The organism is Lacrimispora sphenoides (genome assembly GCF_900105215.1).
Classification (GTDB): Bacteria; Bacillota; Clostridia; order Lachnospirales; family Lachnospiraceae; genus Lacrimispora; species Lacrimispora sphenoides_A.
This window is the reverse complement of sequence record NZ_FOIP01000001.1, coordinates 2,433,565-2,457,965: the sequence shown is the minus strand read 5'-3', so window position 1 is coordinate 2,457,965 and position 24,401 is coordinate 2,433,565. Positions and strand designations below refer to the sequence as shown.

Genomic DNA, 24,401 nt, shown 5'->3' with positions numbered 1-24,401 from the left:
TTCTTTATTGACCGCCGAATGAACTCTGCAGCCAGCTGCTTTGGGAGTTCATTTGAGAAATCAATGTTTCCAGAGAGGTAAACTGCTTAATATAGCGGTCTGTCTCCGACTTAAGCTGAGACTGGAGACGCTCGATATAATCATCAATTCTGTCCACGGACTTCTTGATATAATTGTTGAGAATGCTGACAGGAGCATAGGAGGAACCTGCTTTTTCAATCAGGATACCCTTTGTGGCACCTGTTTCAGAAGCGTATTTATCTGTAATTGCAGTTAAACGGGTCATAACGCCGCCCTTATCTCCAGTAAGAGTATCCGCACCATCGGTGAACAGCTTCTGTAAGTCTTCTCCAGACTTCTCAAGGGCTGCCCGGAACTTTACCTCGTCAAATACCAAAGCTCCGTTCTCTTGGTATTTATTGCTTGTGGAAATTCCATAAGACTCCAGAAGGGCTTTCTTTTCAGAGCCACCTTCAAAGATAAAGCGCATACTGTCAGACAGACCTCTTAAGTCAGGATCATTAAACAACAGGCCTTCCTTGGCCTTTTCTTCCCATTGCTCAATCTGTTTTTCCGACATCTCCGCCTTCTGCTCATCAGTCAATGGTTCATATTTGCGGTTTGGTTTTGTGGAAATCTGATCGTTAACCAGCTTGATGATATCATTGTAATCCTTAATCATCTCGGAAACTGCTTTTGTAATCTTATCGGAATCTGTTTTAGCGTTAAAGGTGACAGCCTGATCTGCCCCTCCCGTTCCTGACTCATTGAAGGTTCCGCTTACGGTGACATTTAACCCATTCAGATCAAAGGTGTTACTACCTCTGGTCAATTCGACCGGATCCGATGAGCCGGCATATTTGACTAATACTACGGCATCCTTACCGGAATACTTCGCAGCAGATTGGCTGGCATCAGGATTTGTGACGGGCTTTGCTATGGCTCCAAACAGCTTTTCATTATCCGTACCCGCAAGATCAAATTCAATTCCTCCCGATGCTCCGTCTTCTTTCGCTACGATGGAAAATTTGTCAGCATCTCTCATATAGCTCATTGTCACGCCAGCATCGGAGGAGTTGATTTTTTCCATGATTTGATTCAAGGTACTTTTATAATTAAGGCTTCCATCTTTATTAATATCTACTCCATTGATTACAATTTTCAGCGGAGTATTTAAATCTCCCGGTACCGGATCAATAGTGCTTAAGCCGGATTTTCCGATCGCTGCATCCAAATTCAGGCGGTTTGAGTCCCCGTTTGCCACTTGTAAGGCTGCTCTTACCTCTGCATCGCCATAGGCGATCATTAAACTGGAGGAGTCATCAGACCCTCCTTCAGGCTTCACTGTTTCAAACTTAAGCGTTCCCTTTTTAGCATTCGTCGGGTCATTCGGATCCGGAACTACCGTCACATTAATCCGTCCCTTTCCAAATTCTTTTTCCAGTTTAGTCTTGATGTCTTCCGCTAGCTCCTTCATACTGCTTTGGCTGGAAAGGTCTATAGATTTCGTAACCCCATTATAAGTAAAGCTCATGCTTTTCCCATTTACCAGCTCTTCAAAGGACTTATCTTTATAAAGAGTTTGATCCATCCCCTTTAATTCTGCCGACATTCCGGCCTCACCAATCACTGTCTTACCATCCTTTACCAGCTGCGACCACACATTGCTGTCACTGATACCAAGGGCTTCCATTGCTCCTTTACTTCCTCCTGCGAGGCGGATTTCATTTTTATCAGGATCAATTGACTTAAAATCCAGTTTAAAAGAATTTGTTGCAGTATCTACTTCACCGCTTACTTTCAAAACATCTGCCAAAGTCTTGCCGTCCCCAATGGCAACCTCTTTCAGAGACCTATTGATAGCGTCTACCGTACTGGCTTCAGTGGAATAATCGTATGGATCGCCATTCTTATCCACACCACTTTTTAAAGAAACAGAAAAAGTTTTGTTACCATACTGGAAGGTTAAAGACTGCCCCTCCAGAGTACTCATCATTTTGTTTTCATTTAAATCAATCATTCCAGTTTCCAGTGCTCCATCAGAAATCCTATCACTGGAAATTACAGAGGCTTTCTGGGCAAGCTGTTTCACTCCTACAATGGAAATGGAATCTGCAACAGAAGAACTTCCTGAAACCTGTACATACTTGCTGTTTGCCCCTATTGCCGTAACGTTGTTCGATGCCCAAAAAGCAGGACTTGAAAGATTGGTACTTGAATAGGAATAGGAAGTATATTTTCTTGAAAACTCAACCAGCTTGGAACTGATGGAGCGGTAAGCATCCTGTTTCCACAGCAGGGTCTGTTTGCTCTTTTCCTGCTTTGCAATCTTCGCTCTTGTGGCGGCGGTCATTCCTTTAATCAGATTGTCACGGTCTAAGCCGCTTGCAAGGCCGCCATAGCCACGAACAGAAGAAGATAAACTATTACTAGCCACATTATTGTATACTGATGCCATATTGAAGCTCCTTTCTAAACGACACATATCTTCATGATTCTCTAAAATACAGCTTTTTTATTGTTTTTACTATACTTATTTATCGACATATTGTATACTAAAGATAATAGTTTTATTTCAATTTACGATTGGAGGAATAGAAGTTGTCAACAGTCATTGCAATTACAAATCAAAAAGGCGGCGTAGGCAAAACAACCACTTCCTGTGCTCTTGCCTGCGGTCTTGCCATGAATAATAAAAGAGTTTTGGCGGTGGATCTAGACCCTCAGGGCAACTTAGGCTTCAGCCTTGGTCTGCAGATCGAATCCGGCGCAACCATCTACGAAGTGTTAAAAGGGACCGCTTCCCTGCAGGAGGCCATCCAGTCTACAAAGCGCTGCGATGTAATCGCCTCCAATATCCTGTTAAGCGGAGCTGAACTGGAGTTTACAGGAAAGCAACGGGAATGTATTCTTAAAAATATTCTCTCTACTGTAACCGGATATTATGATTACATAATTATCGATACTCCCCCTGCATTAAATATTCTCACTGTAAATGCTTATGCGGCTGCTGACTATCTGATCATCCCCATGGTTCCGGAAATTCTAAGCCTTTTGGGTGTCTCCCAGATTAAAGATACCATCAACACCGTCCGCTCTTCCGTCAATCCGGATCTGGTGGTCCTTGGAATATTGCTTAACAAATATAATCCCAGAACCCTCCTTTCCAAAGAAGTAAAGGAAATGGCACAGAAAATCGCACTGCAGATCAACTCTACGGTATTTAATACCCATATTCGATCCAGTGTCTGCGTAGCGGAAGCTCCTGCCCAGGGAGAAAATCTTCTGGATTATGCTCCAAGATCCAATCCGGCCCAGGACTACAAGGAATTGATTTCCGAGGTTCTGGAATTGATTAAACAACGTAAAAATTAATTACCTGAAGGGAGTTTTAATTATGGCCAGAAAAAGCAGTAAAACAGCTCATGTAATGAATCTGTTAGCAGGAGAAGAGGCTGAATCCTCTAAAGAAGAGGCTGCCAGAGAAAATCTTGCAGCCCGGCAAACCTCTGATTCCACGGAAAAAATCAGGGAACTTACGGATTCAAATCAGCCACCTTCTCCTCCAACTCCTATTTCCATTATAGACATGTCTTCTTCAGCCCCCGACCCGGTGGCAGAATTGATCAGGGAGCAGTTAGAGGAAGCAGAAGGGATGGAAGATGCTCCTGAACCGGAGACTCCTTCCCTTGTCCAGGAAACAGAACCCGATGCACCGGAAATATCGATTCCATCATTTCAATATCTGAATGTTATGGAACACATCGTAAAGAATGCGGTATCAGAATACATGGATAAATTCGATGTTTGCAACTGTGACCGATGCACCGCAGATGTCACAGCCCTGGCACTGTCCCATCTGCCTCCCAAATACATAGTCGCAGATAATTCCACCGCTTCTCCTCTTTTAAACTTTTATTCCACCCGATTTTCACAGCAAGTAGTCGTAGAATTGACCAAAGCCTGTTCTGCTGTAAAAGAAAACCCACACCATTAGGTGTGGGCTTCTTTTATTATGTTCTCTGTTTCCCGGTCTGCGTTGCTTACAACCCCTTCCCATATCTCATTTACCGTTTCTACACAATCCATGTAGGTTTGTGCCAGAAGAGAAGAAGGGATACCTAATTCATTTGATAGAGATTTTACAGCTTTCCAGTCTGCATTTTCATAGCTAAGAATGAGTTTATAAAGCGATCCGCATATTCCTTCCTGCTTAAGCAGCGCATCCTTGATCTCCTGGGCCACAGGTACTTCTTCAAGAATTTCTTCCAATGGCGCATCAATCATGTACTGCAAGGTCGAGAACATTCCCATCATATAAACCTCTGATCGGATAATGGGCAGGTCCTTGATATGGTCAGAAAGGACCATAGCGTAATTAGCCCGAAGAAAGGACAGCTTCAGCATGGCCTCACGGGACTCATCACTTTCAAAATCATTGTTAAAGCTTAAAAGGTATACCCATTGCTTTAACTGACTGATCCCCATGGTAACCAGAGCCTGGCGAATGGAAGACACTCGTCTGCGCAGAGCAAAATAAGCAGAATTTACAATTTTAAGTAGAGCGTAACTTAATGCCGCGTCATGGCTTATAACCTTTTCGATCTGTTCAATATCCGGTTCATCTTTCGATACTTCCACAACAAGCTGGAAGAAGTTCCCTTCCAGGAATTCCATCCGTTTTACTTTCTTTGCCATAGCTTCCGCGACATAACTGCCTTCCGCATAGTCGGCGCCGACTTCCATGGCAAGCTCATAATCCTCTTTGGTATTAACACCGGTTGCGATACATTTCTTATCAAAGCCTTTCATGGTGTTGATAAGATTATTTAAGGAAACCCGTTCTCTTCCTTCGTGCTTATTGCTGATATCCACTTTAATGTAGGTAACATAATCCAGCATGGTAAAGTACTTGGGAGAAAACTGGAAATCATTGATTGCAAATATATAACCTTCCGTGCGGTATCTTTTGATGATAGCGGGCGATAAGGGATGGATCATCACATGATCTTCAATTTGAATAATTAATTTATCCTTATCAAAAATTTTCGGCATATTCCGGAACAATAAAGAAGGAGTAAATGTTACAAACGTAAGTTTATCCTGGAAAATCCTTTCCGTGTTCTGCATAAGAAAACCTGCTATGGTATCTGCCGCCGCCACATCGGTACTATTATAGAGGGCGTCATAATCCTTTTGAAACAGCACCTCGTAGCCAATGATCCTGTCCTCCTTAAGTGCCTTAATAGGCTGCCGGGTGACATATCTATCCATTGTTTTACCTCCTTTGAAGCAAATGGTCAATCACTTCAACCAGATGTCCGATTTCCGGTTTGGACAACTGCTCATCTGCGCCCAGCTTCTTTCCTTTGATCATTAATTCCTGATTGATCATTGATGAAAAAATAACAATCGGAATGTGCTGTAACGCTTTATCATCCTTCACCAGCTTTGTCAGATGGTGACCATCCATTTCCGGCATTTCGATATCTGTAATAATCAGGCTTATTTTATTAGCAAAGTCCGAATCATTCCGAATCTGATTTAAGTAGTCCCATGCTTCCTGTCCGTTGTTTTTAAAAGTCAGGTTATGGTAGCCTGCCTTCCTAAGCGAAGCTTCTATCATCCTGGTTAACAATATGGAATCTTCTGCAATCAGAATGGGGCTTCCATTTTTTTCCCTGTCTTCAAATTTGTTAATCTCATTCAACTGAATCCCTGTTTCCGGGGCAATTTCCGCTACGATTTTTTCGAAATCCAGGATTGTAACCAAATCCTTCCCGCACTGGGCAATGCCTGTTGCCACTCCTTCCTCCCCCCGGCTGATGGTATTGTCCGGCTTCTGTATATCCTTCCATGAAATGCGGCTTATTCCCACTACGCTGTGAACTCGGAACGCAATATGCAGCTTGTTAAAGTTAGTAATAATGAATAAATCTTTCGGCTGCTGCTCTGTTTTGCTTCCTGTCAGATAGTGGGGAAGGTCAATTACAGTGAGAAGGATATCTCTGGGCTTGAATATTCCCTCCACAGAAGCGTGAGCATGAGGAATGGGCTTTACTTTATCTGACATCATGATTTCACGTACTTTTGCCACGTTGATGCCATACAATTCACCATAAATGGTAAATTCCATTATTTCGATCTCATTGGTACCTGACTCTAACAAAATCTCTGTTTCTGCCATACTTCTTCTCCTTTATCTCAATATAATCCGGCAAAAACATCTGCCTAATAAAATATCGGCATAATTCCTCCGGTTCATAATGTTTACAAATCAATTTCCGCTCTACCGTAAGTCCTTATTCTGACTCCTCCCGTACTGACATCAAAGGTCATGGTCCGTGCGTAGTTTTCTCCCACATCCTCAGCCACAAGACGGATCCCCTCTGAGCGAAGAATCTGTTTCACGCTGATAATATTACGGGCGCCGATATTACCAAGAGTACTGTTTCCCTGTAATTCAAACATCTTTGCTCCTCCGGCAATCTTAGCAATCAATCTGGGCTTTCTCGCTCCCATGATCTCTATCTTGCGCAGCGTTTCAGCCAGTCCGGTATCTGCGTACTTAAATATATTCCCATCACCTGAACCGAATACCTCCGGAAGCATTATATGTACCAAAGCTCCCAGCTTAATCATTGGGTCATACAAACTAATCCCAATACAGGAACCAAGGGCATAAGTAATTAAAATTCCCTCCTGCCTGGCAAACTTCATGTCTGCGATTCCAACCGTCAGATTTTTATCCATTGATTATCCCCAGCTTTTCCATTAAAAAGTTCAATGATTGAATCTCCGGCATCATAAGAAGATCACTATGGAGCACCTTGCCCCCTATGATAAACTGACCGCTGATCATCATCATTTTATCCGTCTGATAGCCAAACTCCACCATTGGCACGCTTAATATTCCGCCCAGCATATTTATCGCTGTATCAGGAACAGACAAACTAATGGAGACGTCACTGAGGGAGGAAATGGCATTGACGTAAGAAGATATGATAATATTTCCCACCTCTTCAAGTGCTGAGGTTTCCAAAACATTTAACTGGTAATAGTCTTCAATTTCCTCCTGCATAAGACTGGATAAGACCTGGTTGATAAAATCCAGTTTCAGGACAAACAGCATTAGTCCGTTGATCTCTCCAGACATCTTAACCAATATAGCCGCCACAATTTCTTCCGGGTCTCCCAAAAATTTAATGGCATCGTTATAATCGAGAATCTGTACATCCGGAAGAGTCATGCGCACGGTCTTTCCCAGCATGGAGGACAGTGCAGTAGCTGAATTTCCTGTGCCTATGCTGCCTATCTCCCGGATTAAGTCCAGCCCTAATCCGCTCATTTCATCGTAACGTGTTATCTTCATGATATCACCCTCCTTCCTTACCGGCTATTCTCAACTTTGCCGAAGTGTATTTATGGTAGTTTCAATCTCATCGGAAGTCTGCACCATTTTTAGAGAGTAAGAATAAGCTCTCTGGGCCTCCATCATTCTTGTCATTTCCTGGGCAAAGTCCGTGCCTGACACCTCCTCAGCACCTTTTATCACTTTTGCATTTTCAAGCAGAATGGGAGCTCCGTTTTTATCTGTTACAGTGTATTCATTATTTCCTATATCGGAAATTCCGTCTCTTCTTGCGAAGGTATACACACCTATGGCTTTTGGATCATGCTCATCTTCTTCCAGCTCTTCTTCCTCTTCCTCAATTTCCTCTTCTGATCCGGGATAAACAGCCGGCTTGACAGGATAGGTAATTTCTTGCTGGTCCATGTTTAAGACTCTCTTTCCTGAAGAATTCACCAGATAATAATTGTCTCCCATCATGGAAAGCTGAAAGTGTCCATCCCTGGAATAGGTAATGGTCCCTGTAACCGGGTCCTTTAGCATGAAAAAGCCTTCTCCCTCTATGGCGTGGTCGTTCTCAAGTCCTGTTTCCTTATAAGGCATAGCAGTCATATCGGACTTTAAAAGGTCTACCCTGGTTCCGCTGCCCGTCTGCGCCGCACTGCCGCCCTGAGAACTCCTTGTCTGGGCATAAATCAGATCTGAAAACACACTATATTGAGGTTTAAAGCCTGTTGTATTTACATTAGCAATATTATTGGATACCACATTAAGCTTTGTCTGCTGATTTAAAGCTCCCAAAGCTCCAATATAAAAAGACTGGTTCATCTGCTATTCCCCCCTTATACTCTGCCTATCTCAGTGGATACCTTGCCCATGAGCTGGTCATATATCCGAAGTACCTGGGCAGCACTTTGAGTTGCCCTTTGGCTGGTGATCATCTGAGTCATCTCATCAATAGGGTCAATATTGGACCGTTCCAGTGACTTCCACTGGACTCCTCCATCCACCCCATTCCCGGCAGCTGCCGTGGTAAAGACGCCGTTATCTCCCTTTACAAGCTGGGAGTAATCATCAAAGTCCACAACACGGATTTTTCCTAAGAGAACTGGTTCCTGTTCCTCTGTATTCCCGTCGTCCTCTCCGTTTTTCAGTCCTTTTATGGGCATTTCGTAAATATTACCTAACGGATCCACTGTAATATGGTCTGAAGGAAGCTCAATGGGGGTTCCATCTTCCCCAAGCACCCTGCCCCGGGAAGGTGAGGTAAGGTATCCTTCTTCATCAATCGTAAAAGATCCGTTTCTGGTATAAACCTGATTTCCTGCGGAATCCTGAATGGCAAAGAATCCTGGTTTTGTCAAAGCAAAATCCAGGTTTCCTCCAGTTTCCTCCACAGCCCCCTGATTATGGCTGGTCACTGTACTCCTGGAAGCACGTATCATTGATACGGACCCAATCTGAACAGGATTGCTTTTGTCACGATTTCCGCTCCGGTAAAGCATTTCATCCCGAAACGTGGTGCTGACCATGCGGTCAGGCTTAAACCCCGGTGTTGCACTATTGACCATATTATTTCCGATTACATTTAAGTTCCTGGTCTGATACAGCATTCCTGATGCCAGATTGTAGAATCCTTGAAACATTTATTTTCTCCCTTCCTACTACTCATTTATAAAATTAGTCAGATTCACTCTGAGCTTTTGAAGCGCATTGGAATGAATCTGGGAGATCCTTGGTTCACTGACTTTCATGATCTGTGCAATCTCCCTCATATTTAATTCGTCCATATAGTACAATGAGATAACCTTTTGTTCATTTTCTTTTAAATCATTTATAGCGGAAACCAAAGTTTCTTTAAATTCCTTCTGGAGATAATGATTCTCTGGCTGATCATGTTCGTTCATAGACGGAAGCTGCATTGACTTTTTATCTTCACTTCCTGCCTCCAGAACCATGTCCAGGGAAATGATGCTGTAAACATTTGTCTTGCCTAGAGTCTCCTGGTATTTTTCCATGGTGACGTCCATATAATCCGCTGTTTCCTTTGAAGTTGGAAAACGTCCCAGACGGTTACACAATTCTACGACCGCATTGTCCATGACCTTAGCATTTTTTCTTACGCTTCTGGGAATCCAGTCCTGCTTTCTGGCCATATCAATAACCATTCCGCGAATCCGCTTGGAAATATAAGTTTCAAACTTTACATTTAATTCCGGATCAAACTTTTCGATTCCGTTCATTATCGTTAATACGCCTTCATTGACAATATCCTCCACCTGTGCAAAGCTTAAATATACGTCTCGCATTTGGAGTGATATGTTCCTGACCATATTTATATACCGCATCACAAGTTCATGCTTGACCTTGATGTCTTTTGTTCGCTTGTATTTAATTAATAAATCTTCATTGGTATATTGGCTAAAATCCTGTTCCATTCCGACTAACACTGCCTTTCTGTAACAAAATCCGGTCAAAGGGTAATATTCCCGATTGCCTGAATCTGAATATTATTTGCAATCTCATTAAAGGAAAGGACATATGCATTGGGATAAAACTGCTCGATCAATCGGTAGAAATAGAGCCTTACAACCTGGCTTGTAAGAATCACCGGCTTCTGCTCCAGATCCGTGAACTTCTTCATCTGTTCTCCCATTTGTCCAATCACAGACTGCATCACATCCGGGCTGAGGGCCAGATAGATGCCCTGTTCTCCTTTTGCCATACTGCCTATAATATTTTTCTCCAGCTCTGCATCCAGGGTTACTACCTTCATCTGTCCTCCTTCGCAGAACATTCTGGTTATGGTCCTCTTTAGAGCAATTCTGATGTTCTCTGTAATCACATCCATATCCCTGGTGGTCGGAAGAGAATCTGCTATCGTTGCCAGTATCGTTTCCATGTCTTTGACTGGAACCCCTTCCTTCAAAAGGTTAATGAGGATTTTCTGAATACCGCCATATGTAAACTGACTTGGGAACAGCTCGTCCACAAGCTCCGGAGAGTGCTTCTTCACATTATCCAGTAACTGCATTACTTCCTGCCGTCCTAAAAGCTCATAAGCGTGCTGTCTGATGGTTTCAGACAAATGAGTCAGCATAACAGAAAGTGGATCAATTACGGTATAGCCATAAATTTCAGCCATTTCCTTATTTTCAGGTCTGATCCATTTACTGGGAATTCCATAAGCCGGCTCCACCGTTTCTATTCCATCTACTTCACCGGAAACAGCAGGTGGTTCCAATGCCAGATAATAATCTACCAGAATCTCTCCCCTGGATACTTCTTCGCCCCTGATCTTTATGACATACTGATTGGTATTTAAACTGGAACTATCTCTGAGCCTGACAGAAGGGATAACAAGTCCCATATCCTGAGCATACTGTCTTCTGAAAATAACAATTCGGTTGATCATCTTCCCGCCGCTGCTCTCGTCGATCAGCGGAATCAGACTATAGCCAAATTCCATTTCAATAGGTTCTACGTTAATAAGGGCATAAACATTGTTCACATCCCGGTAGTAAGACTCTTCATCGGCTGCCGTCTGCGCCGCCTGTTCAGGCATAGATGCGGCTGCCGCCATTTCCTGAAGACTAGAGGCCGACTGACGAACCTTATGTCCTAACCGATAACCGGCTATAATAAGCACCGCTGCCATGATTGCCAACTGGATCTTAGGCATTCCAGGCACCAGCATTAATACGATCATGACAAAACCAGTGAGCATAATAGCCCTTGGCTGGGCCATAAACTGGCTTGATACGTCGTCATTTAAACTGCCTTCTGATACTGCTCTGGTTACTACCATACCGGTGGCCGTAGCAATCAAAAGGGCAGGAACCTGGGAAACAAGTCCATCACCGACCGTAGCAATGGTATAAATAGACATTACCTGGCCAAAATCCAGATTTGACTGCACCATTCCGATAATGGCACCGCCAATAAAGTTAATGGCAGTGGTGATCAGGGACATGATGGCATCTCCCTTAACAAACTTAGTCGCACCATCCATGGCTCCGTAGAAATCTGCTTCTTTCTGAACCTTATACCGTCTCAGTTTTGCTTCCTGCTCATTGATTAAACCAGAACTTAAATCCGCGTCAATGGCCATCTGCTTACCAGGCATAGCGTCTAAGGTAAATCTGGCCGCAACTTCCGATACACGTTCCGTTCCTTTTGTAATAACCAGGAAGTTTACCAGAACGATAATAAGGAATATGATAAATCCGACAACAACATTTCCCTGTAATACGAAATCACCGAAGGCTTTGATCACCTGACCCGAAGACCCCTGATTTGACAAAATATTTCTCGTTGAAGACACATTCAGCCCAAGACGCAACAAAGTGGTCACCAATAGCAGGGCTGGGAAAATAGAAAATTCCAAAGGTTCTTTTATGTTCATGGTTATCAGTAAGATAATCATGGAAAGGGAAATATTTATTATAATCATTACATCCACAAAAAACGGAGGTAATGGAATAATCAATAGAAGTACGATCATAATTACAAATACTACTACAGAATTTTTCAGTAAAGTCTTCATTCTTTTACACCATTTCTTTCAGTTTCTCTGCTGTTTTTCTTTATTCTATGATCTTATTATTCATGCGGTATACATACACCAGAATTTCAGCCACCATACCGTAGTATTCCGAAGGAATCTCAGCCCCCACCTGGGTAGCGGCATAAATACCTCTTGCCAAAGGCTTATTTTCAATTACATACACCCCATGTTCCTCGCCCTTGGCCACAATCCTCAAGGCAAGTTCATCCTGGCCCTTTGCCAACAAAACGGGAGCATTATCCTTCTCTATGTCATAACGAAGTGCCACCGCATAATGGGTGGGGTTACGTATGATTACGTCCGCTTCCGGTATCGACTGCATCATTCTCGAACGGGACCTTTCTCTTTGAAGGCTGCGGATACGCCCCTTAATCTCAGGATTACCTTCCGTCTGCTTGAATTCCTCTTTTAATTCCTGTTTTGACATTCTGATTTGACGATCATAATCCCACCGCTGATAAAAGAAGTCAAAACCGGCAACAGCCAGGAACACAAGACAAACCCTGAGAACCATATCCATAATGGCATTCAACACATACACAGAAGAATCTTTTAAGTCCATATCAATGGTTCTTGCTATAGGCGTTAAATCTCCTTTTATGATTTGATATAAGATGATTCCCAGTATGGTAATCTTAAGCAAATTTTTCAAAAGCTCTATCAAGCTTTTTAGAGATAGCATATTTTTAATTCCCTGAATGGGATTAAGTCTGCTAAACTTTGGGGCTAAATTGCTTTTTGAAAACAAAAATCTTGTTTGTACCCCAGTTCCAAGTATAGACAGTGCGATTCCTGCCAAAAGAATGGGGAGAGCAGCTTTTAAAATCGCCCACGCTGTATCTACTGAAATTCTGGCGGAATAATCAGACAGATTCTCTACCCCGGGGGCCAGGCTCAGATATTTTATCATAAAATCCCGTATGGTCCGGTACATGAAAGGAAATAAAATTTTCAGCAGCACGAAGGTCCCAAGAAGGGAAGCTATCATAACCACATCCTTACTAATGGCAACATGACCCTTTTTTCGTTCATCCCGCCGTTTTTTCGGTGTGGCTTTTTCGGTTTTTGAAGGATCCTGCATTGCCGTTCATCACATCCTTTGCATTTATAAGAGTCTGATTATATCTTGAACCGTTAAAAGCATTTGGCTTATCACACCGCTTACATAATCCGTCATAGGAGAAAACAGAAAAATCAGCATGATGAAACCAATTGCGATCTTAGCCTGTATGTTCACAATAAACACATTAATCTGAGGAATTACTTTCATTAAAACCCCGACTGCAATTTCCGTTAAAAATTCAATGGCAATTAAAGGAAATGCAAACTTAACAGCCATCGTGATACATTGAATAAAAATTTCTGCCATTGCCCACGCAGCACGGCTTCCCAATGCGACCTGACCGTAAGGAACTATTTCTGCTGACTTTATAAGAAGCCGAAACAGTGCCAGATGGCCATCCACCGCAAAGAACAATAGAATAAAATACGCCTGATAAAGCGTTCCCGTTAGAGCGATCTGAGCGTTGGTCTGGGGGTCATAGATCATTGCCATGGACAATCCCATCTGAAAATCCATAATTGTCCCCGCAAAAGTAATGACCATAAGAAATAATTCTATTACAAAGCCAATGGCAAACCCAACGGCAAATTCTTTTAACAGAAGCACTGCAAATTCAATGGAATTCACAGGCTCGGGCACCTGGGCCGAGGAAAAAGAATAAATAAGCAGCGCAAATACCATGATCATGCCGCCCTTGACCTGTGCCGGAATATTTTTTCTGCCCCAAATAGGGTTCAAAAGAATAAAGCCTGACATTCTCATAAGAATAAGGGAAAACAGCATCATCTGTCCTATTTCCGGCATCTAAATCTTCCTTTCCTCTTCTTTATCTGCCCTCTCATCTGAGCATGGTGTTAAAAATATTGATAGTAAAATCACTGATAGTGGTCATCATATGATCCCCCATCATCAAAAGCATCAGGCCAATAACAATCAGCTTTGGAACAAAGGTAATGGTTTGTTCATGGATCTGGGTTGCCGCCTGTATAATGGAAATAATGATGCCGATGACCATGCTGACGATCAGCACGGGACCAGCCATCTTAACCACCAATCCGAACAACTCATACATTAAGCTGTTCACTGCTACATCCGTCATATTTTGCCTCCTAAATCCTGTCAGTAATGGAAGCTGTTAACCAAATTAGAAAACAGCAACTCCCAGCCATTAACTGTTACAAACAGCAGTAATTTAAATGGAAGGGAAATCATAGCCGGCGGCAGCATGACCATACCCATGGACATCAAGGTACTGGACACAATGATATCAACCAGTAAAAACGGAAGATAAATCATAAATCCCGCCGTAAAGGCCCGCTCTAATTCTGAGGTCATAAAAGACGGAATCACTACTGTCATAGGAAGTTCCTCAATGTTCTCCGGCTTTTCAGTTTTGGACATATCTATAAACAGATTCAATGTGTCCGTCTTCGTCTGTTTGAGCATAAAACGTTTCATGGGAACCGTCGCCCTGTTAAGTGCCTCCTGCTGGTTTATCTCCTCCCTGACGTAAGGTTGGTATGCATTGGTATTCACATCCATTATCACCGGATCCATAATGAACAGTGTTAGAAATAATGCAATTCCAACCAACACCATATTGGGAGGGCTCTGCTGAACTCCCAATGCATTTCTGGTAAAAGATAAGACAATGATGATCCTTGTAAAAGAAGTCATCATCACCAAAATGGAGGGCAGCAGGGAAATGATGGTCAGTATGAGGAAAAGCTCCAGAGTCGGCACCCGGCCGCCATTAATATTAATCAAGGCATCTGTATTCATGGTTCCTCCTTACACATCATCCCTGTGTCTATCTGTATATTTTTTCAATAATTTCTTAAAGCTTTCATACCCTTCTGCACCTGTCAATTGGGTCTGGGTAGAAACACCCTCTGGAATGTCCTCCTCCGAAAGTTCAGAAAGAAGGGTTATCTGAGAAGAAGCAATGCCGATAAGATAATAGTGATTTCCTACACGTACGATCGCCACTGCTTTATCCTGCCCCAGGGGAAGCCTGTCCAACATCTGCATACAGGTCCCTCCCCGTCTCAGCCCGACTCCTTTTCCAAGGCTTCTGGTAAATACATAACTCAAATACAGAATTACAACGGTAAGGAGCAGCGCAGAAAACAAACTAATCACGCTATTCAAATACAGCCACTTCCTCTCTATTCTCCGCTTTTTTTAGTAATCTCTGTAATACGGATGCCAAAATTGTCATCTACAACTACCACATCGCCTTTTGCAATGCAGCGGCCATTTACATATAAATCAACCTGCTCTCCCGCCAGCTTGTCAAGGATAACAAGGGACCCTTTGGTAAATTCAAGAATCTCCTTTACCAACTTTCTGGTTCTGCCAATTTCAACAGAAACCTCAAGGGGCACTCCCATAATCAGTTCCCGGTTTTCCTCCTGCTCCTCATAGCGAATGTCTCCGTCTTTTAAGCTATTTTGAGGAATAGGTTTCACATTTATGGTCTTAGGCTCCGGAGACCCTGTTTTTTTCATGTTTTGCTGTTCGCTTTGGAGCTGTGATATCATCTGCTGCATTTGACTCATCATCTGCTGCTGCGTCTGTATTTGATCCATCATCTGCTGTACTGCCATCTGATTATCTCCTGTCATCTGCGGTATTTCCTGACTTCCCCCAGCCATCTCTCTATCGGCAGGCTGTTCAGCATTCATAGGTTCCTCACCTAAAAAGCTGCCTGACAACATTTTTTCAATCTCTTCTTGAGATAAGATTCCGCCTGAAGCCGGTTCACTTAGTTCCGTTCTTGTCTCTATGACTGGTTCCGGAATTTGCACTGGTTCCGGAATTTGCACAGGTTCCGGAATTGGTTCAGGCTCCGGAATCGGTTCCAGCATTTCCTGGGGTAAAAATCCTCTAACCAGTTCTTTTGCAAGATCGGGAGTCATTACATTAATAAATTCACTTTCCAACTGGTCCGCAATTTTTAAAGTAAATCCGACCACAACCATGTAATCATCATTGTCATAATATTTTTCTTTGAAATCATTTACATCACCGATCTCAAAAGAACTGGGGGTCGAAATATTAACAACCTTGCCTAAAAACTCAGACAGTGCCGTCGCAGAAGCCCCCATCATCTGATTCATAACTTCACAAATGGCGCTGATGTTCAGATCATTTAATTCAAATTCTTCCTCCGGCGTTTCCATGCCCATGAGCATGTCAACAATCACTTTTACATCATGCCTCTTTAAAAGCATAATGTTGCTTCCGCTAAGTCCTGCAATATATGTAATCTCCACCCCTACTGCCGGCTCTAAGTTAGAAATTTCAAATTCTTCCTTTGACAATACCTTTACCACGGGCGTGGTAATATCAACTCTGGCATTGAGCATGGTAGATACTGCAGTGGCCGAGGCACCAAGGCTTATATTCAGTATTTCACCTATGGCATCAATTTCAAATGCGCTAAAATTCTTTGAATCCATACAACTTTTCTCCCTTTATACTCATTAGCCCTCTATGCCAAGTCACGCTTTACTTTCCAATTTCCAATGCCTTGGAGGCCATCATCTTTATGGCATTAAATGCTGTTATGTTGGCCTCATAGGACCGGTATGCAGACATACTGTCTACTGTTTCTTTTAGCAAATCCACATTAGGCATCTGCACATAGCCATTTTCATCCGCATCTGGATGTTCCGGATTGTAAACGGACTTAAAGGGACTGGTGTCTTGCACTATCTGTGAAACTTTGACGCCACCTGTGCTCTGCTGCCTGCTTATGCCGGCTGCATTCATCATAATTCTTCGGAAGTTATTTTCATTCCTGGATTCAAGTACCACCATTTTTCTCTGGTATGGCCCGCCTGCTTCCGTCCTTGTCGTATCAATATTAGCAATGTTCTCCGATGCAATATCCAGTCGAAGTCGCTGGGCGGTCATTGCTGACGCACTAATGTTCATGGAACTTAAAAATGACATTTGACCCCTCCTCTACGGTAAAACTAACCAATAATGCCTGTGACAGTTTTAAGAATTCTGTCCGGTTTAAAGGGCTTTACAATAAAATCTTTAGCACCTGATTTGATCGCTTCGATTACCATGCTCTCCTGTCCCATGGCAGAGCACATTACAACCGCTGCATCTGGAGATTTTGACTTTATCAATTTTAAAGCTTCCAATCCATCCATATTAGGCATTGTTATGTCCATAATTACAAGATCCGGAGTAATTTCAGAAAACATCTGCACAGCCTGAGCTCCGTCAGACGCCTCGTATAAATCGGTATATCCGTTTTTAGATAACGTATCCTTAATCATCATTCTCATAAATGCCGCATCATCTACCAATAATATTTTAGCCATTTTTTTGCATCTCCTTTATTATCCTTAATTCTTTATATAATCCCTGACTCAGTTTTCACCAGCCTGGTAATTTCCTTCTTCTACAAGACCATCAATCCGAACCGCTGTATTCCTTTTGTGAACACCTAGCTGTCCCTTAAACCATGGCTGGTCTTCCACATACAGCTTAATGTCGGATTCCTTAGGTGTACCTAAGTTGATAACATCTCCTATATGAAGATTATAAACATCATCCAGAGTAATGACAGACTCTCCTACCTTAGCACGAACCATTAAGTCAGTGGCCCTGATGTTGTTTAGGATTTCAAGTTTTGTATCCTGACTATTTTCTTCATCTCCCATAGCACTGGCTCTTCGCTTGTCTATAATACTGAATATGTTTATCAGGAGATTTCCTGGGATACAGAGACTTAGTCTCCCAGAGCATCCTTCCATTTCCACATCAATGACGACGATTACTATAGTTTCATCCACACCGATTTCCTGGAACATGCTGGGGTTTTCTTCCAACCTCTCCAGTTCAAAATTAAGATTAATATAACTTGACCAGGAATCCTTTAATGGCGCTATCACATATTGGATCACTCTGCGGTATAAAGCCATCTCTATTTCCGTATAGGAATAAGACAAGCCAACACTGGTTTCCTTCCCCAAGCCCCCCAGCATGCGGTCGATTAAGCTAAGCATTAATGGCATGCTTGCATTGATTAAAAGCGGTGGATTCTTGGAATGATCCGGCAAAGACACATTGACAAGGGTAAGGACATCATTATCGCTGAGGGCGTTACTGAATTCATAATAACGCTGCTCCTCTACCGTAACGACTGATAGTTCACTGGAAGTCCTAAACAGACTGTTTATCTGGGATCCCGCAATTCTGGAAAAATTGTCGAATATGCTTCCTAAAACTTTAAGCCTATCCTTTGTAAATTTTTTAGGACTGTAAAAATCATATTTCCTATATTTTATTTCATCTTCGTTTCTTTCAATCTCCTGGCTCAGCTCATTTGTTCCCTGCAGGGAATTGAGCAGTGCATCAATTTGATTTTGGGATAATACTTCAGCCATTTGTTTCACTCCCGCTTCATTTTTTAATTAACCGGCACGTTCTGATAATCCTGATATATCTGGTTGTAATACTCTTCCAGGGATTTTTCTACCGTATCATTCTTGGTTATCAATATTTCCACGCGGCGGTTCTGCGCCCTCCCATCTTCCGTATCAAAAGGCGCAATGGGACGGAACTGACCATAGCTGGCGCTCACCAGTTTTTCCGGTGAAACAGCATGTCTGCTTTGAAGAAAGATTACAACCTCTGCGGAACGCTGAGCAGCAAGCATCCTGTCATTGCGGACATTGTTGGGCCTGTTTGGGTCTCCCTGGGAAGTGTGTCCCAAAACCTGTACTTCCTTTATGGAAGAATCCACCTGCGTCATTGCGACAGCAAACTGCTCAAGGATGTCCTTGCCCTCCTGCCGAAGCACAGAACTGTCTCCGTCAAAAAACACTTTATCGCGGAATGAAATAAAAGTGAAACCGTCTCCTCGGGTAATTTCCACAGAATCCTGCATTCCTCTCTCTTCAACCATCTCTTTCAGAGCCGTATATAATGCGTCAAAATCCGAGACCACTTCTTTTGTCTGGTCTCCGCGGAATTCTCCTTCGCTTTCATTGACATTGGACTCTATGCTTTCCAGAGCACTAGGATTAAAGCTCTGCACCAGTTTCTTCCACTTGGTCTGATCCATGGAGGACATGGAATACAGAAGAACGAAAAAACACAGCAGTAATGTAACCATGTCTCCATATGTATCCATCCAGCTTCCAGTTTCCTCCGGCTGCTTATTTCTCTTAATCATACAACCACCTGTTTTTCACTTTCCTACCCATGTTCTTTTGGCATTAAGGTATGCCCCCCTGGGCGTTCCTCTTTCGCAATCTAATTAGTCAGTATTTACGCTTCCTTCATTAACGGGCTTTTTCATTGTGATTTTTCCCTGCTGCTTCTGAGACAGGTAAGATAACAGCTTTTCCTCCAGGTACTTGGGATTATCTCCCGCCTGAATGGACAAAACACCTTCAATAATAATCTGCTTATATAAGACTTCTTCTTCATTCCGGATACGGAGTTTCTTGCCCATAGGATTGAACAGCAGATGAGCCAGAATACAGCCGTAAAAAGTGGTGATCAAAGCCACAGACATATCAGCCCCAAGGCTGTTTGATCCGTTCCCAGACATATCCATGCTTTTTAACATATTAACCAATCCTACCAGCGTACCAATCATTCCGAAGGCCGGGGCCACTCCTGATCCCCTGTCATAGATGCTGACATCCTGTTCGTGACGATCTATCATAGCTGCTACTTCACTTTCCAGCATCTCCCTGATCTTCTCTGCATCCATGGCATCTACAATTAGCATCACGCTTTGTTTCAGAAAAGGATCCTTGATGGTAGCAGCCTGCTCTTCCAGAACCAAAAGTCCTTTTTTTCTAGCCGTTTTCGCCATATCCACCAGTGTATGAATAACGGCTTCCGAATTGTACCGGTTGGAGCTGATCATAATTCCGATGTGTTTTGGAATCTGTGCCAGGGTTTTAAATGGAAAGCTGGCTATCAATGCTGCCACAGTACCTCCCACAACAATGATAACACTGGGCATATCCAAGAAATTCACCAGCTTATCTGCGCCGATTCCGTAGATAATCAATACGATTCCCAGCACCCAGCCAACGATCAATGATACATCCATAAGTAACCTCCTATATTCCAGGCAGTACCTGGATTAAACGTTCTTTTTCTGCGCACGCGCATATATTTGAGCATGGTATTCAATCACCCGGTCAAGGATCTCATCAACACTTTCTTTTACTACATAATGCTTCCCATTAACCATTATTATATTGGACTCCGGTATCGTTTCAACCCGCTCAATCTGACTGCAATTGATTATAAATTCCTCATCATTCAGTCTTGTAAGACGAATCATGGCTCAACTCCTCTCATTAAGGGAAGCGGCAGTTACCGCCTCCCTGAATCTACATAAGCTTATTACCGCTTAATGTTAACCAGTTCTTCCAGCATCTGATCTGTAACTGTAATGATCTTTGAGTTAGCTTGGAATCCTCTCTGCGTAGTGATCATATCTGTCATCTCTGTCGCAAGATCCACCTTTGCCATTTCCAGATAATTTGACATGATTCGGCCTTGAGTGCCTCCGGCTTCATAAATGCTTATGTTACCAGCATTACCGCCTGGGACATAATAATAGCCCGTGGTCTTTTCCAGACCGTTGACATTCTGAACACCAGCTAATGCAATTTTACCGATGATGACTGTAGCGCCGAACTCGGTACTAGCGGTTAAGGTACCATCTTGCTGAACTGTATAGTTTGTCAGTTTGGCAAGCCCTTCGCCTGCACCGGCATTGCCCACTTCTGTGCTCGTAGAATCTTTCTGAGCTGCTACCAGATTATTTTCTGCTTTTGTCACCGCATTTTCGGCTGCTGTCACCATGGCTTCAGCCTTTTTTGCGGCCTGGTTAGCGGAGTCCCGTTTGCCTTCCAGAGAATCAGGTTCGATTTTGCTTAAAGCCGCTTGAAGATCATCCAGAGCTTTCCTGGTCTCATCCAATTTATCCTTCAGTGCTTGTGTTCCGCCAGCAGGGGCAGGGGCATTATAATCATCAAGAGCATTTGCATAATCAGTCCAGATGTCCTCTGGTTTCTTAATAGCACCCTTTGCAGTATCCAGCGCTTTTGGCGCGCGAAGGTTCGCCTGGGCTATAGTCAGATCAAATACCGCCTTCTCATAAGTCTTTCTTGCCGTATCATAATCCAATTTTAGGCCTGGTTCCTTGGTCGTATCATTTTTACCATCAATCCAATCGGCGTATGCCTTTTCCATTGCTTTCTTTGCATCGTCACGAGCAGTCGTTAAACCTTTTATATTCTGCTTATTATCTGCAGCCTCAGACGTATACGCCTTATCTGCTGCAATATACTCTTCTCTTGCTTTTCCCAGATCCAAATTCAGATTGCTTAAATTTGCCCTTGCTTCCTCCAGTGCCTTTCTGGCATCATTTACCCTTTCCGCTGCAGTCTTATTACCTATCGCAGCCATATCTGATTCCATAGGAACCCTCAGCGGTTTTAATGATGTGGTATCAAAACTATCGCTGCCTGAATAATCGCTGCTAGTATTTGAAAATCCATATACATAATTTCCAGAATCATCAACCAGATATCCCTGATTATCCACTGTAAATTGTCCTACTCTAGAAAGAAACAGGCCTTTGGAGGCAATGACATCTGATTCCTCCAGGGTAAATCCCCCTCCGTCCCCAACCATAGGACCTACAATATAAAACCCTGTACCGTCAATATAGCAGTCAAGGCCTCTGGGAGAAGGTGAAGGGCTTCCCATAGAAAAATCATAGGAAATGACTCCAGTAGTCACGCCATATCCTACCTGATTGGCATTGGTGCCGCCATAGCCGCCGGCAGCTGTGCTGCCTTTTGAACCAGATGAAGTATTCTGGTACATAGTGTCTTTAAATGACATGCTACCCGCCTTAAATCCCCATGTATTTACGTTAGCTATATTATTACCGATAACATCCATTTTGGCCTGGTGAGTTCTGAGACCTGCCACACCGGCAAACATTGATTTGACCATAGCTTTATTCTCCTTTGTTTTTTGCGCCTTCCTCCTGCTGTCAATCGGACTCACAGGAAAAGCCTCCATAAATGGTCCAGCTATAATAGGACGGCGCTGTCAATATTTGTAAAAATATTTTCTTTCATTTCACTGCCGGACATCGTTGTTACCACAGTATTATTGGGTACATTGACAATAAATGCTCCCCTGTCACTTATGATCACCACGTCCTTTGCACCTTTGGAACGGGCCTTTTCCACTGCGGACTGCAGATCTTGTATAAATGAATCCGACATTTCAATTCCGCGCTGATTGACCCTCTCTGCAGCATGGCGGGAAAACTGGAGTTCTTCCGTTTTATCAATCCTGCTTTGAAGGATTTCATTAAAGCTGCCTGCCGGTTTTGATATTGCGGCAGCATTCCGCAGCTTTAGCTGCCTTAATTCCTCATGCTGATTTATTTTGCCTAGCATTAATCATCACCTTCCGCATTCTAATCGGTACTGGTTTTGTTATCTGCATCCGGATCCTCGGCTCCATCGACATTATTACCTTTATCAGGCTCCTTGGCTCCATCAGTATTATTATCTGTATCTGGATCCTTAACTCCGTCATCCTTTTCTGTCCCATCTGAAGGTTTATGCCCTTTTTCATACACAGACATGATACTGGAAACCGGATAGCCTGTCTTATCATCGTCGTCGATGTAAAGAGTTGGCACACCTCCAAAAATATCGACTCTCGTCACAGTTCCTGTGATTTTTTTAATTGACCCATTCTTCTCTTGGACTCCAACCATAACTTCTTTTCCCATCATGGAGGTTCCATAATTGATTGTATTGACCTGGGCAAAATCTCCCATTGCAGTGGAGAAGTTGTTCATAGCCTGCATCATAGCGATCTGAGTCATCTGAGTCATCATCTCTGAGTTATCCATTGGGTTTGACATGTCCTGATTTTGAAGCTGTGCTGCCAAAAGCTTAAAAAATCCCTCTGTTGTTAATTCACTGTTACTGGTGGATTTCGCCCTTTCCTTAAAAGCCTCCAGATATGTATTCGAATCAACTCCAATTACATTTGCCATCGTTTCTCTCCTTATCTGTAACCAACGCCGCTTTCTTCAGTGCTTTCCGATTCAAAAATCCCAAGCCTCAGCTTTTGTAAAAAGTCCCCGCTGTTTTCTTCCCTCTGGCTTTCCTGATGCTGTCCACGCTGTTCCTGTCTGCTGCCCTGTTCCTGCTGCTGGTTTAAGTAATCTGGTTCCTGCTTGTCTACCAGAACTTGGAATGGCCGTTCTAGATTAGATTCCAGAATGGAACCTAAATCGCCTGCTGACTGGGATAAAAGCTTCAAAGTTCTGCTTTCCGTACACAGAAGGGAAACGCTGATCTGATTATCCTCATAGGAAATTCTGATCCTGATTTTTCCCAGGTTATGGGGTTCTAATTGGATATCCAGTTCCCCATTTCCTTCGTGAATCTGTTTTAAAATCTGTTCCGACAGCTTCGCTTCCAATTCTTCCGAATTATCTACTCTTACAGACATATGGACTTCCTCAGGTTTTGCAGAAGAAGTATTCCAGAAACGTACAGGCTCATAAGGTTTTTCCGGAAGGCTTTTCTGGATTTTATCCTGATCTTCTTCCCAAGGGTTTGATTTTTCCTGGGAACCACTCCTTTGAAGATTTACCATAGGTTCCTCTTCCACTGAATCTGAAACGGTCTCTGCTGCCTTCATAAGCTGCTGCAACGATAAAGTATCATTCTTCCCTTTTGCGTTTACAGCTGTTTCCGGATTCTGTCCGGCAATATCCTCAATTACAGGGTTTTTCTCACCTGTTTTTTGCATCATTGTCTTCGAGAAAAGGGGTTCCGCAATTTCTTTTGAATTATCCGTTAAGGTTCCCAATTTTACATCTGCAAGGCTATCTGTTCCCATACTGCTTTCTGCCAGCTGGTTAAAACGGAACTGGTCTAAAGTACGGAACGAATCCATTGTCTGGATTTTTCCACTTTCTTCCGGTGACAAAACCGTTGCTTCAGCCTCTCCGATGGTTTCCATAATCTGATCCGTCGGTTCCTGTCCAGCCATTTGGAACTTTTCCTCCGGCTCTTTAATTCCCGCCATACCGGCCGCAACAACTAGAGCCGCAGCTTCTGACGCAACTTCTGACGCAGACATCTTATCTTCAGAGGACTCCCCTGATTCCGGGCTTTTTCCATCCTTCTTCTGATTGCCGTTTTTCAGCATGGCCTTAAACTCGGATTGACCGTTAACAGCCTTTTCTTCCTTTTTCTTACTGCCAGTCATCTGTCTGGATAACAAATCAACACTGCTGTTCTTTACCTCTGTCATCTTCTCACTCCTTTCTTTTCATGCTGTTAAGCATTTGATTGTATGGTAACTGCCGAACGTTT

General features: G+C 43.1%; 27 protein-coding genes. 2 read left to right on the top strand and 25 right to left on the bottom strand.

The window, feature by feature from the left end:
- Positions 1-4 precede the first annotated feature (4 nt).
- On the bottom strand, positions 5-2,458 hold the full coding sequence (fliD, locus tag BMW45_RS11135) for a flagellar filament capping protein FliD (protein ID WP_166433325.1): 2,454 nt from the start codon (positions 2,456-2,458) through the stop codon (positions 5-7).
- Positions 2,459-2,601: 143 nt separating this feature from the next.
- Between fliD and BMW45_RS11130 the strand changes: the two genes are divergently transcribed.
- Entirely contained in the window at positions 2,602-3,375 is a 774-nt protein-coding gene (locus tag BMW45_RS11130) for a ParA family protein (protein ID WP_092243418.1), read from the top strand.
- Between the two features lie 22 nt (positions 3,376-3,397).
- Positions 3,398-3,997 (top strand): late competence development ComFB family protein, encoded by a 600-nt coding sequence (locus BMW45_RS27465; RefSeq protein ID WP_143057029.1) that lies wholly within the window; start codon positions 3,398-3,400, stop codon positions 3,995-3,997.
- Here the strand turns inward: BMW45_RS27465 and BMW45_RS11120 are convergent.
- From BMW45_RS11120 to BMW45_RS11005, 24 genes are all read right to left on the bottom strand, one after another.
- Entirely contained in the window at positions 3,994-5,274 is a 1,281-nt protein-coding gene (locus BMW45_RS11120) for an EAL and HDOD domain-containing protein (protein ID WP_092243412.1), read from the bottom strand. The two genes, BMW45_RS27465 and BMW45_RS11120, sit on opposite strands and share 4 nt — an antisense overlap.
- Before the next feature lie 4 nt (positions 5,275-5,278).
- Positions 5,279-6,187: a chemotaxis protein gene (locus BMW45_RS11115; protein ID WP_092243411.1), complete on the bottom strand. Its 909-nt coding sequence runs from the start codon at positions 6,185-6,187 to the stop codon at positions 5,279-5,281.
- Positions 6,188-6,270: 83 nt separating this feature from the next.
- Positions 6,271-6,753, bottom strand: a complete 483-nt coding sequence (locus BMW45_RS11110; protein WP_038283827.1) for a chemotaxis protein CheD — start codon at positions 6,751-6,753, stop codon at positions 6,271-6,273.
- Positions 6,746-7,372 (bottom strand): chemotaxis protein CheC, encoded by a 627-nt coding sequence (locus BMW45_RS11105; RefSeq protein WP_054790128.1) that lies wholly within the window; start codon positions 7,370-7,372, stop codon positions 6,746-6,748. Before BMW45_RS11105 ends, BMW45_RS11110 begins: the two co-directional genes overlap by 8 nt.
- A gap of 30 nt (positions 7,373-7,402) precedes the next feature.
- A complete protein-coding gene (locus tag BMW45_RS11100) occupies positions 7,403-8,179 on the bottom strand; it encodes a flagellar hook-basal body protein (protein ID WP_092243410.1) in 777 nt (258 codons plus the stop codon).
- 14 nt (positions 8,180-8,193) lie between these two features.
- Positions 8,194-8,997 (bottom strand): flagellar hook-basal body protein, encoded by an 804-nt coding sequence (locus tag BMW45_RS11095; protein WP_092243407.1) that lies wholly within the window; start codon positions 8,995-8,997, stop codon positions 8,194-8,196.
- 18 nt (positions 8,998-9,015) lie between these two features.
- Positions 9,016-9,789, bottom strand: a complete 774-nt coding sequence (locus tag BMW45_RS11090) for a sigma-70 family RNA polymerase sigma factor (protein ID WP_092246377.1) — start codon at positions 9,787-9,789, stop codon at positions 9,016-9,018.
- Positions 9,790-9,824: 35 nt separating this feature from the next.
- The gene (gene flhA / locus BMW45_RS11085) at positions 9,825-11,897 is read right to left on the bottom strand and encodes a flagellar biosynthesis protein FlhA (protein WP_092243404.1); all 2,073 of its coding nucleotides are present in this window, start codon (positions 11,895-11,897) and stop codon (positions 9,825-9,827) included.
- A 40-nt stretch (positions 11,898-11,937) separates the two neighbouring features.
- Complete coding sequence (gene flhB, locus BMW45_RS11080; RefSeq protein WP_092243401.1) at positions 11,938-12,999, bottom strand: flagellar biosynthesis protein FlhB; 1,062 nt, start codon at positions 12,997-12,999, stop codon at positions 11,938-11,940.
- 24 nt (positions 13,000-13,023) lie between these two features.
- A complete protein-coding gene (fliR, locus tag BMW45_RS11075; protein ID WP_092243398.1) occupies positions 13,024-13,785 on the bottom strand; it encodes a flagellar biosynthetic protein FliR in 762 nt (253 codons plus the stop codon).
- 34 nt (positions 13,786-13,819) lie between these two features.
- Positions 13,820-14,080, bottom strand: coding sequence for a flagellar biosynthetic protein FliQ (locus BMW45_RS11070; RefSeq protein WP_092243395.1), 261 nt, complete (start codon positions 14,078-14,080; stop codon positions 13,820-13,822).
- Between the two features lie 20 nt (positions 14,081-14,100).
- Positions 14,101-14,763: a flagellar type III secretion system pore protein FliP gene (gene fliP, locus BMW45_RS11065; protein ID WP_092243391.1), complete on the bottom strand. Its 663-nt coding sequence runs from the start codon at positions 14,761-14,763 to the stop codon at positions 14,101-14,103.
- A 9-nt stretch (positions 14,764-14,772) separates the two neighbouring features.
- Positions 14,773-15,123 carry a flagellar biosynthetic protein FliO gene (locus BMW45_RS11060; protein WP_242883115.1) on the bottom strand — a complete coding sequence of 117 codons (351 nt, stop codon included), beginning with the start codon at positions 15,121-15,123 and terminating at the stop codon, positions 14,773-14,775.
- Positions 15,124-15,149: 26 nt separating this feature from the next.
- Positions 15,150-16,445: a flagellar motor switch protein FliN gene (fliN, locus tag BMW45_RS11055; RefSeq protein WP_092243385.1), complete on the bottom strand. Its 1,296-nt coding sequence runs from the start codon at positions 16,443-16,445 to the stop codon at positions 15,150-15,152.
- Between the two features lie 49 nt (positions 16,446-16,494).
- Complete coding sequence (gene flgC, locus BMW45_RS11050; RefSeq protein WP_092243382.1) at positions 16,495-16,941, bottom strand: flagellar basal body rod protein FlgC; 447 nt, start codon at positions 16,939-16,941, stop codon at positions 16,495-16,497.
- 23 nt (positions 16,942-16,964) lie between these two features.
- Positions 16,965-17,324 (bottom strand): response regulator, encoded by a 360-nt coding sequence (locus tag BMW45_RS11045; RefSeq protein ID WP_092243379.1) that lies wholly within the window; start codon positions 17,322-17,324, stop codon positions 16,965-16,967.
- Positions 17,325-17,372: 48 nt separating this feature from the next.
- On the bottom strand, positions 17,373-18,392 hold the full coding sequence (locus tag BMW45_RS11040) for a flagellar motor switch protein FliM (RefSeq protein WP_092243377.1): 1,020 nt from the start codon (positions 18,390-18,392) through the stop codon (positions 17,373-17,375).
- Positions 18,393-18,415: 23 nt separating this feature from the next.
- Complete coding sequence (locus BMW45_RS11035) at positions 18,416-19,183, bottom strand: OmpA/MotB family protein (RefSeq protein ID WP_092243374.1); 768 nt, start codon at positions 19,181-19,183, stop codon at positions 18,416-18,418.
- Between the two features lie 84 nt (positions 19,184-19,267).
- Entirely contained in the window at positions 19,268-20,077 is an 810-nt protein-coding gene (locus tag BMW45_RS11030) for a motility protein A (protein ID WP_092243371.1), read from the bottom strand.
- A 33-nt stretch (positions 20,078-20,110) separates the two neighbouring features.
- Positions 20,111-20,314, bottom strand: a complete 204-nt coding sequence (locus BMW45_RS11025; RefSeq protein ID WP_092243367.1) for a flagellar FlbD family protein — start codon at positions 20,312-20,314, stop codon at positions 20,111-20,113.
- 62 nt (positions 20,315-20,376) lie between these two features.
- A complete protein-coding gene (locus BMW45_RS11020) occupies positions 20,377-22,002 on the bottom strand; it encodes a flagellar hook-basal body complex protein (RefSeq protein ID WP_166433323.1) in 1,626 nt (541 codons plus the stop codon).
- A gap of 80 nt (positions 22,003-22,082) precedes the next feature.
- The gene (locus BMW45_RS11015; RefSeq protein WP_092243361.1) at positions 22,083-22,457 is read right to left on the bottom strand and encodes a TIGR02530 family flagellar biosynthesis protein; all 375 of its coding nucleotides are present in this window, start codon (positions 22,455-22,457) and stop codon (positions 22,083-22,085) included.
- A 20-nt stretch (positions 22,458-22,477) separates the two neighbouring features.
- Positions 22,478-23,068, bottom strand: coding sequence for a flagellar hook assembly protein FlgD (locus BMW45_RS11010; RefSeq protein WP_092243358.1), 591 nt, complete (start codon positions 23,066-23,068; stop codon positions 22,478-22,480).
- Positions 23,069-23,079: 11 nt separating this feature from the next.
- Positions 23,080-24,339: a flagellar hook-length control protein FliK gene (locus BMW45_RS11005; protein WP_092243355.1), complete on the bottom strand. Its 1,260-nt coding sequence runs from the start codon at positions 24,337-24,339 to the stop codon at positions 23,080-23,082.
- Positions 24,340-24,401 lie beyond the last annotated feature (62 nt).

Bases quoted from the DNA above. Each gene is read 5' to 3' on its own strand.
- flhB (WP_092243401.1), bottom strand. From the start codon at position 12,999: ATGCAGGATCCTTCAAAAACCGAAAAAGCCACACCGAAAAAACGGCGG.
- BMW45_RS11105 (WP_054790128.1), bottom strand. From the start codon at position 7,372: ATGAAGATAACACGTTACGATGAAATGAGCGGATTAGGGCTGGACTTA.
- BMW45_RS11010 (WP_092243358.1), bottom strand. From the start codon at position 23,068: ATGGCAAATGTAATTGGAGTTGATTCGAATACATATCTGGAGGCTTTT.
- fliN (WP_092243385.1), bottom strand. From the start codon at position 16,445: ATGGATTCAAAGAATTTTAGCGCATTTGAAATTGATGCCATAGGTGAA.
- BMW45_RS11095 (WP_092243407.1), bottom strand. From the start codon at position 8,997: ATGTTTCAAGGATTCTACAATCTGGCATCAGGAATGCTGTATCAGACC.
- flgC (WP_092243382.1), bottom strand. From the start codon at position 16,941: ATGTCATTTTTAAGTTCCATGAACATTAGTGCGTCAGCAATGACCGCC.
- flhA (WP_092243404.1), bottom strand. From the start codon at position 11,897: ATGAAGACTTTACTGAAAAATTCTGTAGTAGTATTTGTAATTATGATC.
- fliR (WP_092243398.1), bottom strand. From the start codon at position 13,785: ATGCCGGAAATAGGACAGATGATGCTGTTTTCCCTTATTCTTATGAGA.
- BMW45_RS11110 (WP_038283827.1), bottom strand. From the start codon at position 6,753: ATGGATAAAAATCTGACGGTTGGAATCGCAGACATGAAGTTTGCCAGG.
- BMW45_RS11030 (WP_092243371.1), bottom strand. From the start codon at position 20,077: ATGGATGTATCATTGATCGTTGGCTGGGTGCTGGGAATCGTATTGATT.
- BMW45_RS11115 (WP_092243411.1), bottom strand. From the start codon at position 6,187: ATGGCAGAAACAGAGATTTTGTTAGAGTCAGGTACCAATGAGATCGAA.
- BMW45_RS11005 (WP_092243355.1), bottom strand. From the start codon at position 24,339: ATGACAGAGGTAAAGAACAGCAGTGTTGATTTGTTATCCAGACAGATG.
- BMW45_RS27465 (WP_143057029.1), top strand. From the start codon at position 3,398: ATGGCCAGAAAAAGCAGTAAAACAGCTCATGTAATGAATCTGTTAGCA.
- BMW45_RS11090 (WP_092246377.1), bottom strand. From the start codon at position 9,789: ATGGAACAGGATTTTAGCCAATATACCAATGAAGATTTATTAATTAAA.
- BMW45_RS11015 (WP_092243361.1), bottom strand. From the start codon at position 22,457: ATGCTAGGCAAAATAAATCAGCATGAGGAATTAAGGCAGCTAAAGCTG.
- BMW45_RS11120 (WP_092243412.1), bottom strand. From the start codon at position 5,274: ATGGATAGATATGTCACCCGGCAGCCTATTAAGGCACTTAAGGAGGAC.
- BMW45_RS11100 (WP_092243410.1), bottom strand. From the start codon at position 8,179: ATGAACCAGTCTTTTTATATTGGAGCTTTGGGAGCTTTAAATCAGCAG.
- fliP (WP_092243391.1), bottom strand. From the start codon at position 14,763: ATGAATACAGATGCCTTGATTAATATTAATGGCGGCCGGGTGCCGACT.
- BMW45_RS11045 (WP_092243379.1), bottom strand. From the start codon at position 17,324: ATGGCTAAAATATTATTGGTAGATGATGCGGCATTTATGAGAATGATG.
- BMW45_RS11035 (WP_092243374.1), bottom strand. From the start codon at position 19,183: ATGATTAAGAGAAATAAGCAGCCGGAGGAAACTGGAAGCTGGATGGAT.
- BMW45_RS11025 (WP_092243367.1), bottom strand. From the start codon at position 20,314: ATGATTCGTCTTACAAGACTGAATGATGAGGAATTTATAATCAATTGC.
- fliD (WP_166433325.1), bottom strand. From the start codon at position 2,458: ATGGCATCAGTATACAATAATGTGGCTAGTAATAGTTTATCTTCTTCT.
- BMW45_RS11070 (WP_092243395.1), bottom strand. From the start codon at position 14,080: ATGACGGATGTAGCAGTGAACAGCTTAATGTATGAGTTGTTCGGATTG.
- BMW45_RS11040 (WP_092243377.1), bottom strand. From the start codon at position 18,392: ATGGCTGAAGTATTATCCCAAAATCAAATTGATGCACTGCTCAATTCC.
- BMW45_RS11020 (WP_166433323.1), bottom strand. From the start codon at position 22,002: ATGGTCAAATCAATGTTTGCCGGTGTGGCAGGTCTCAGAACTCACCAG.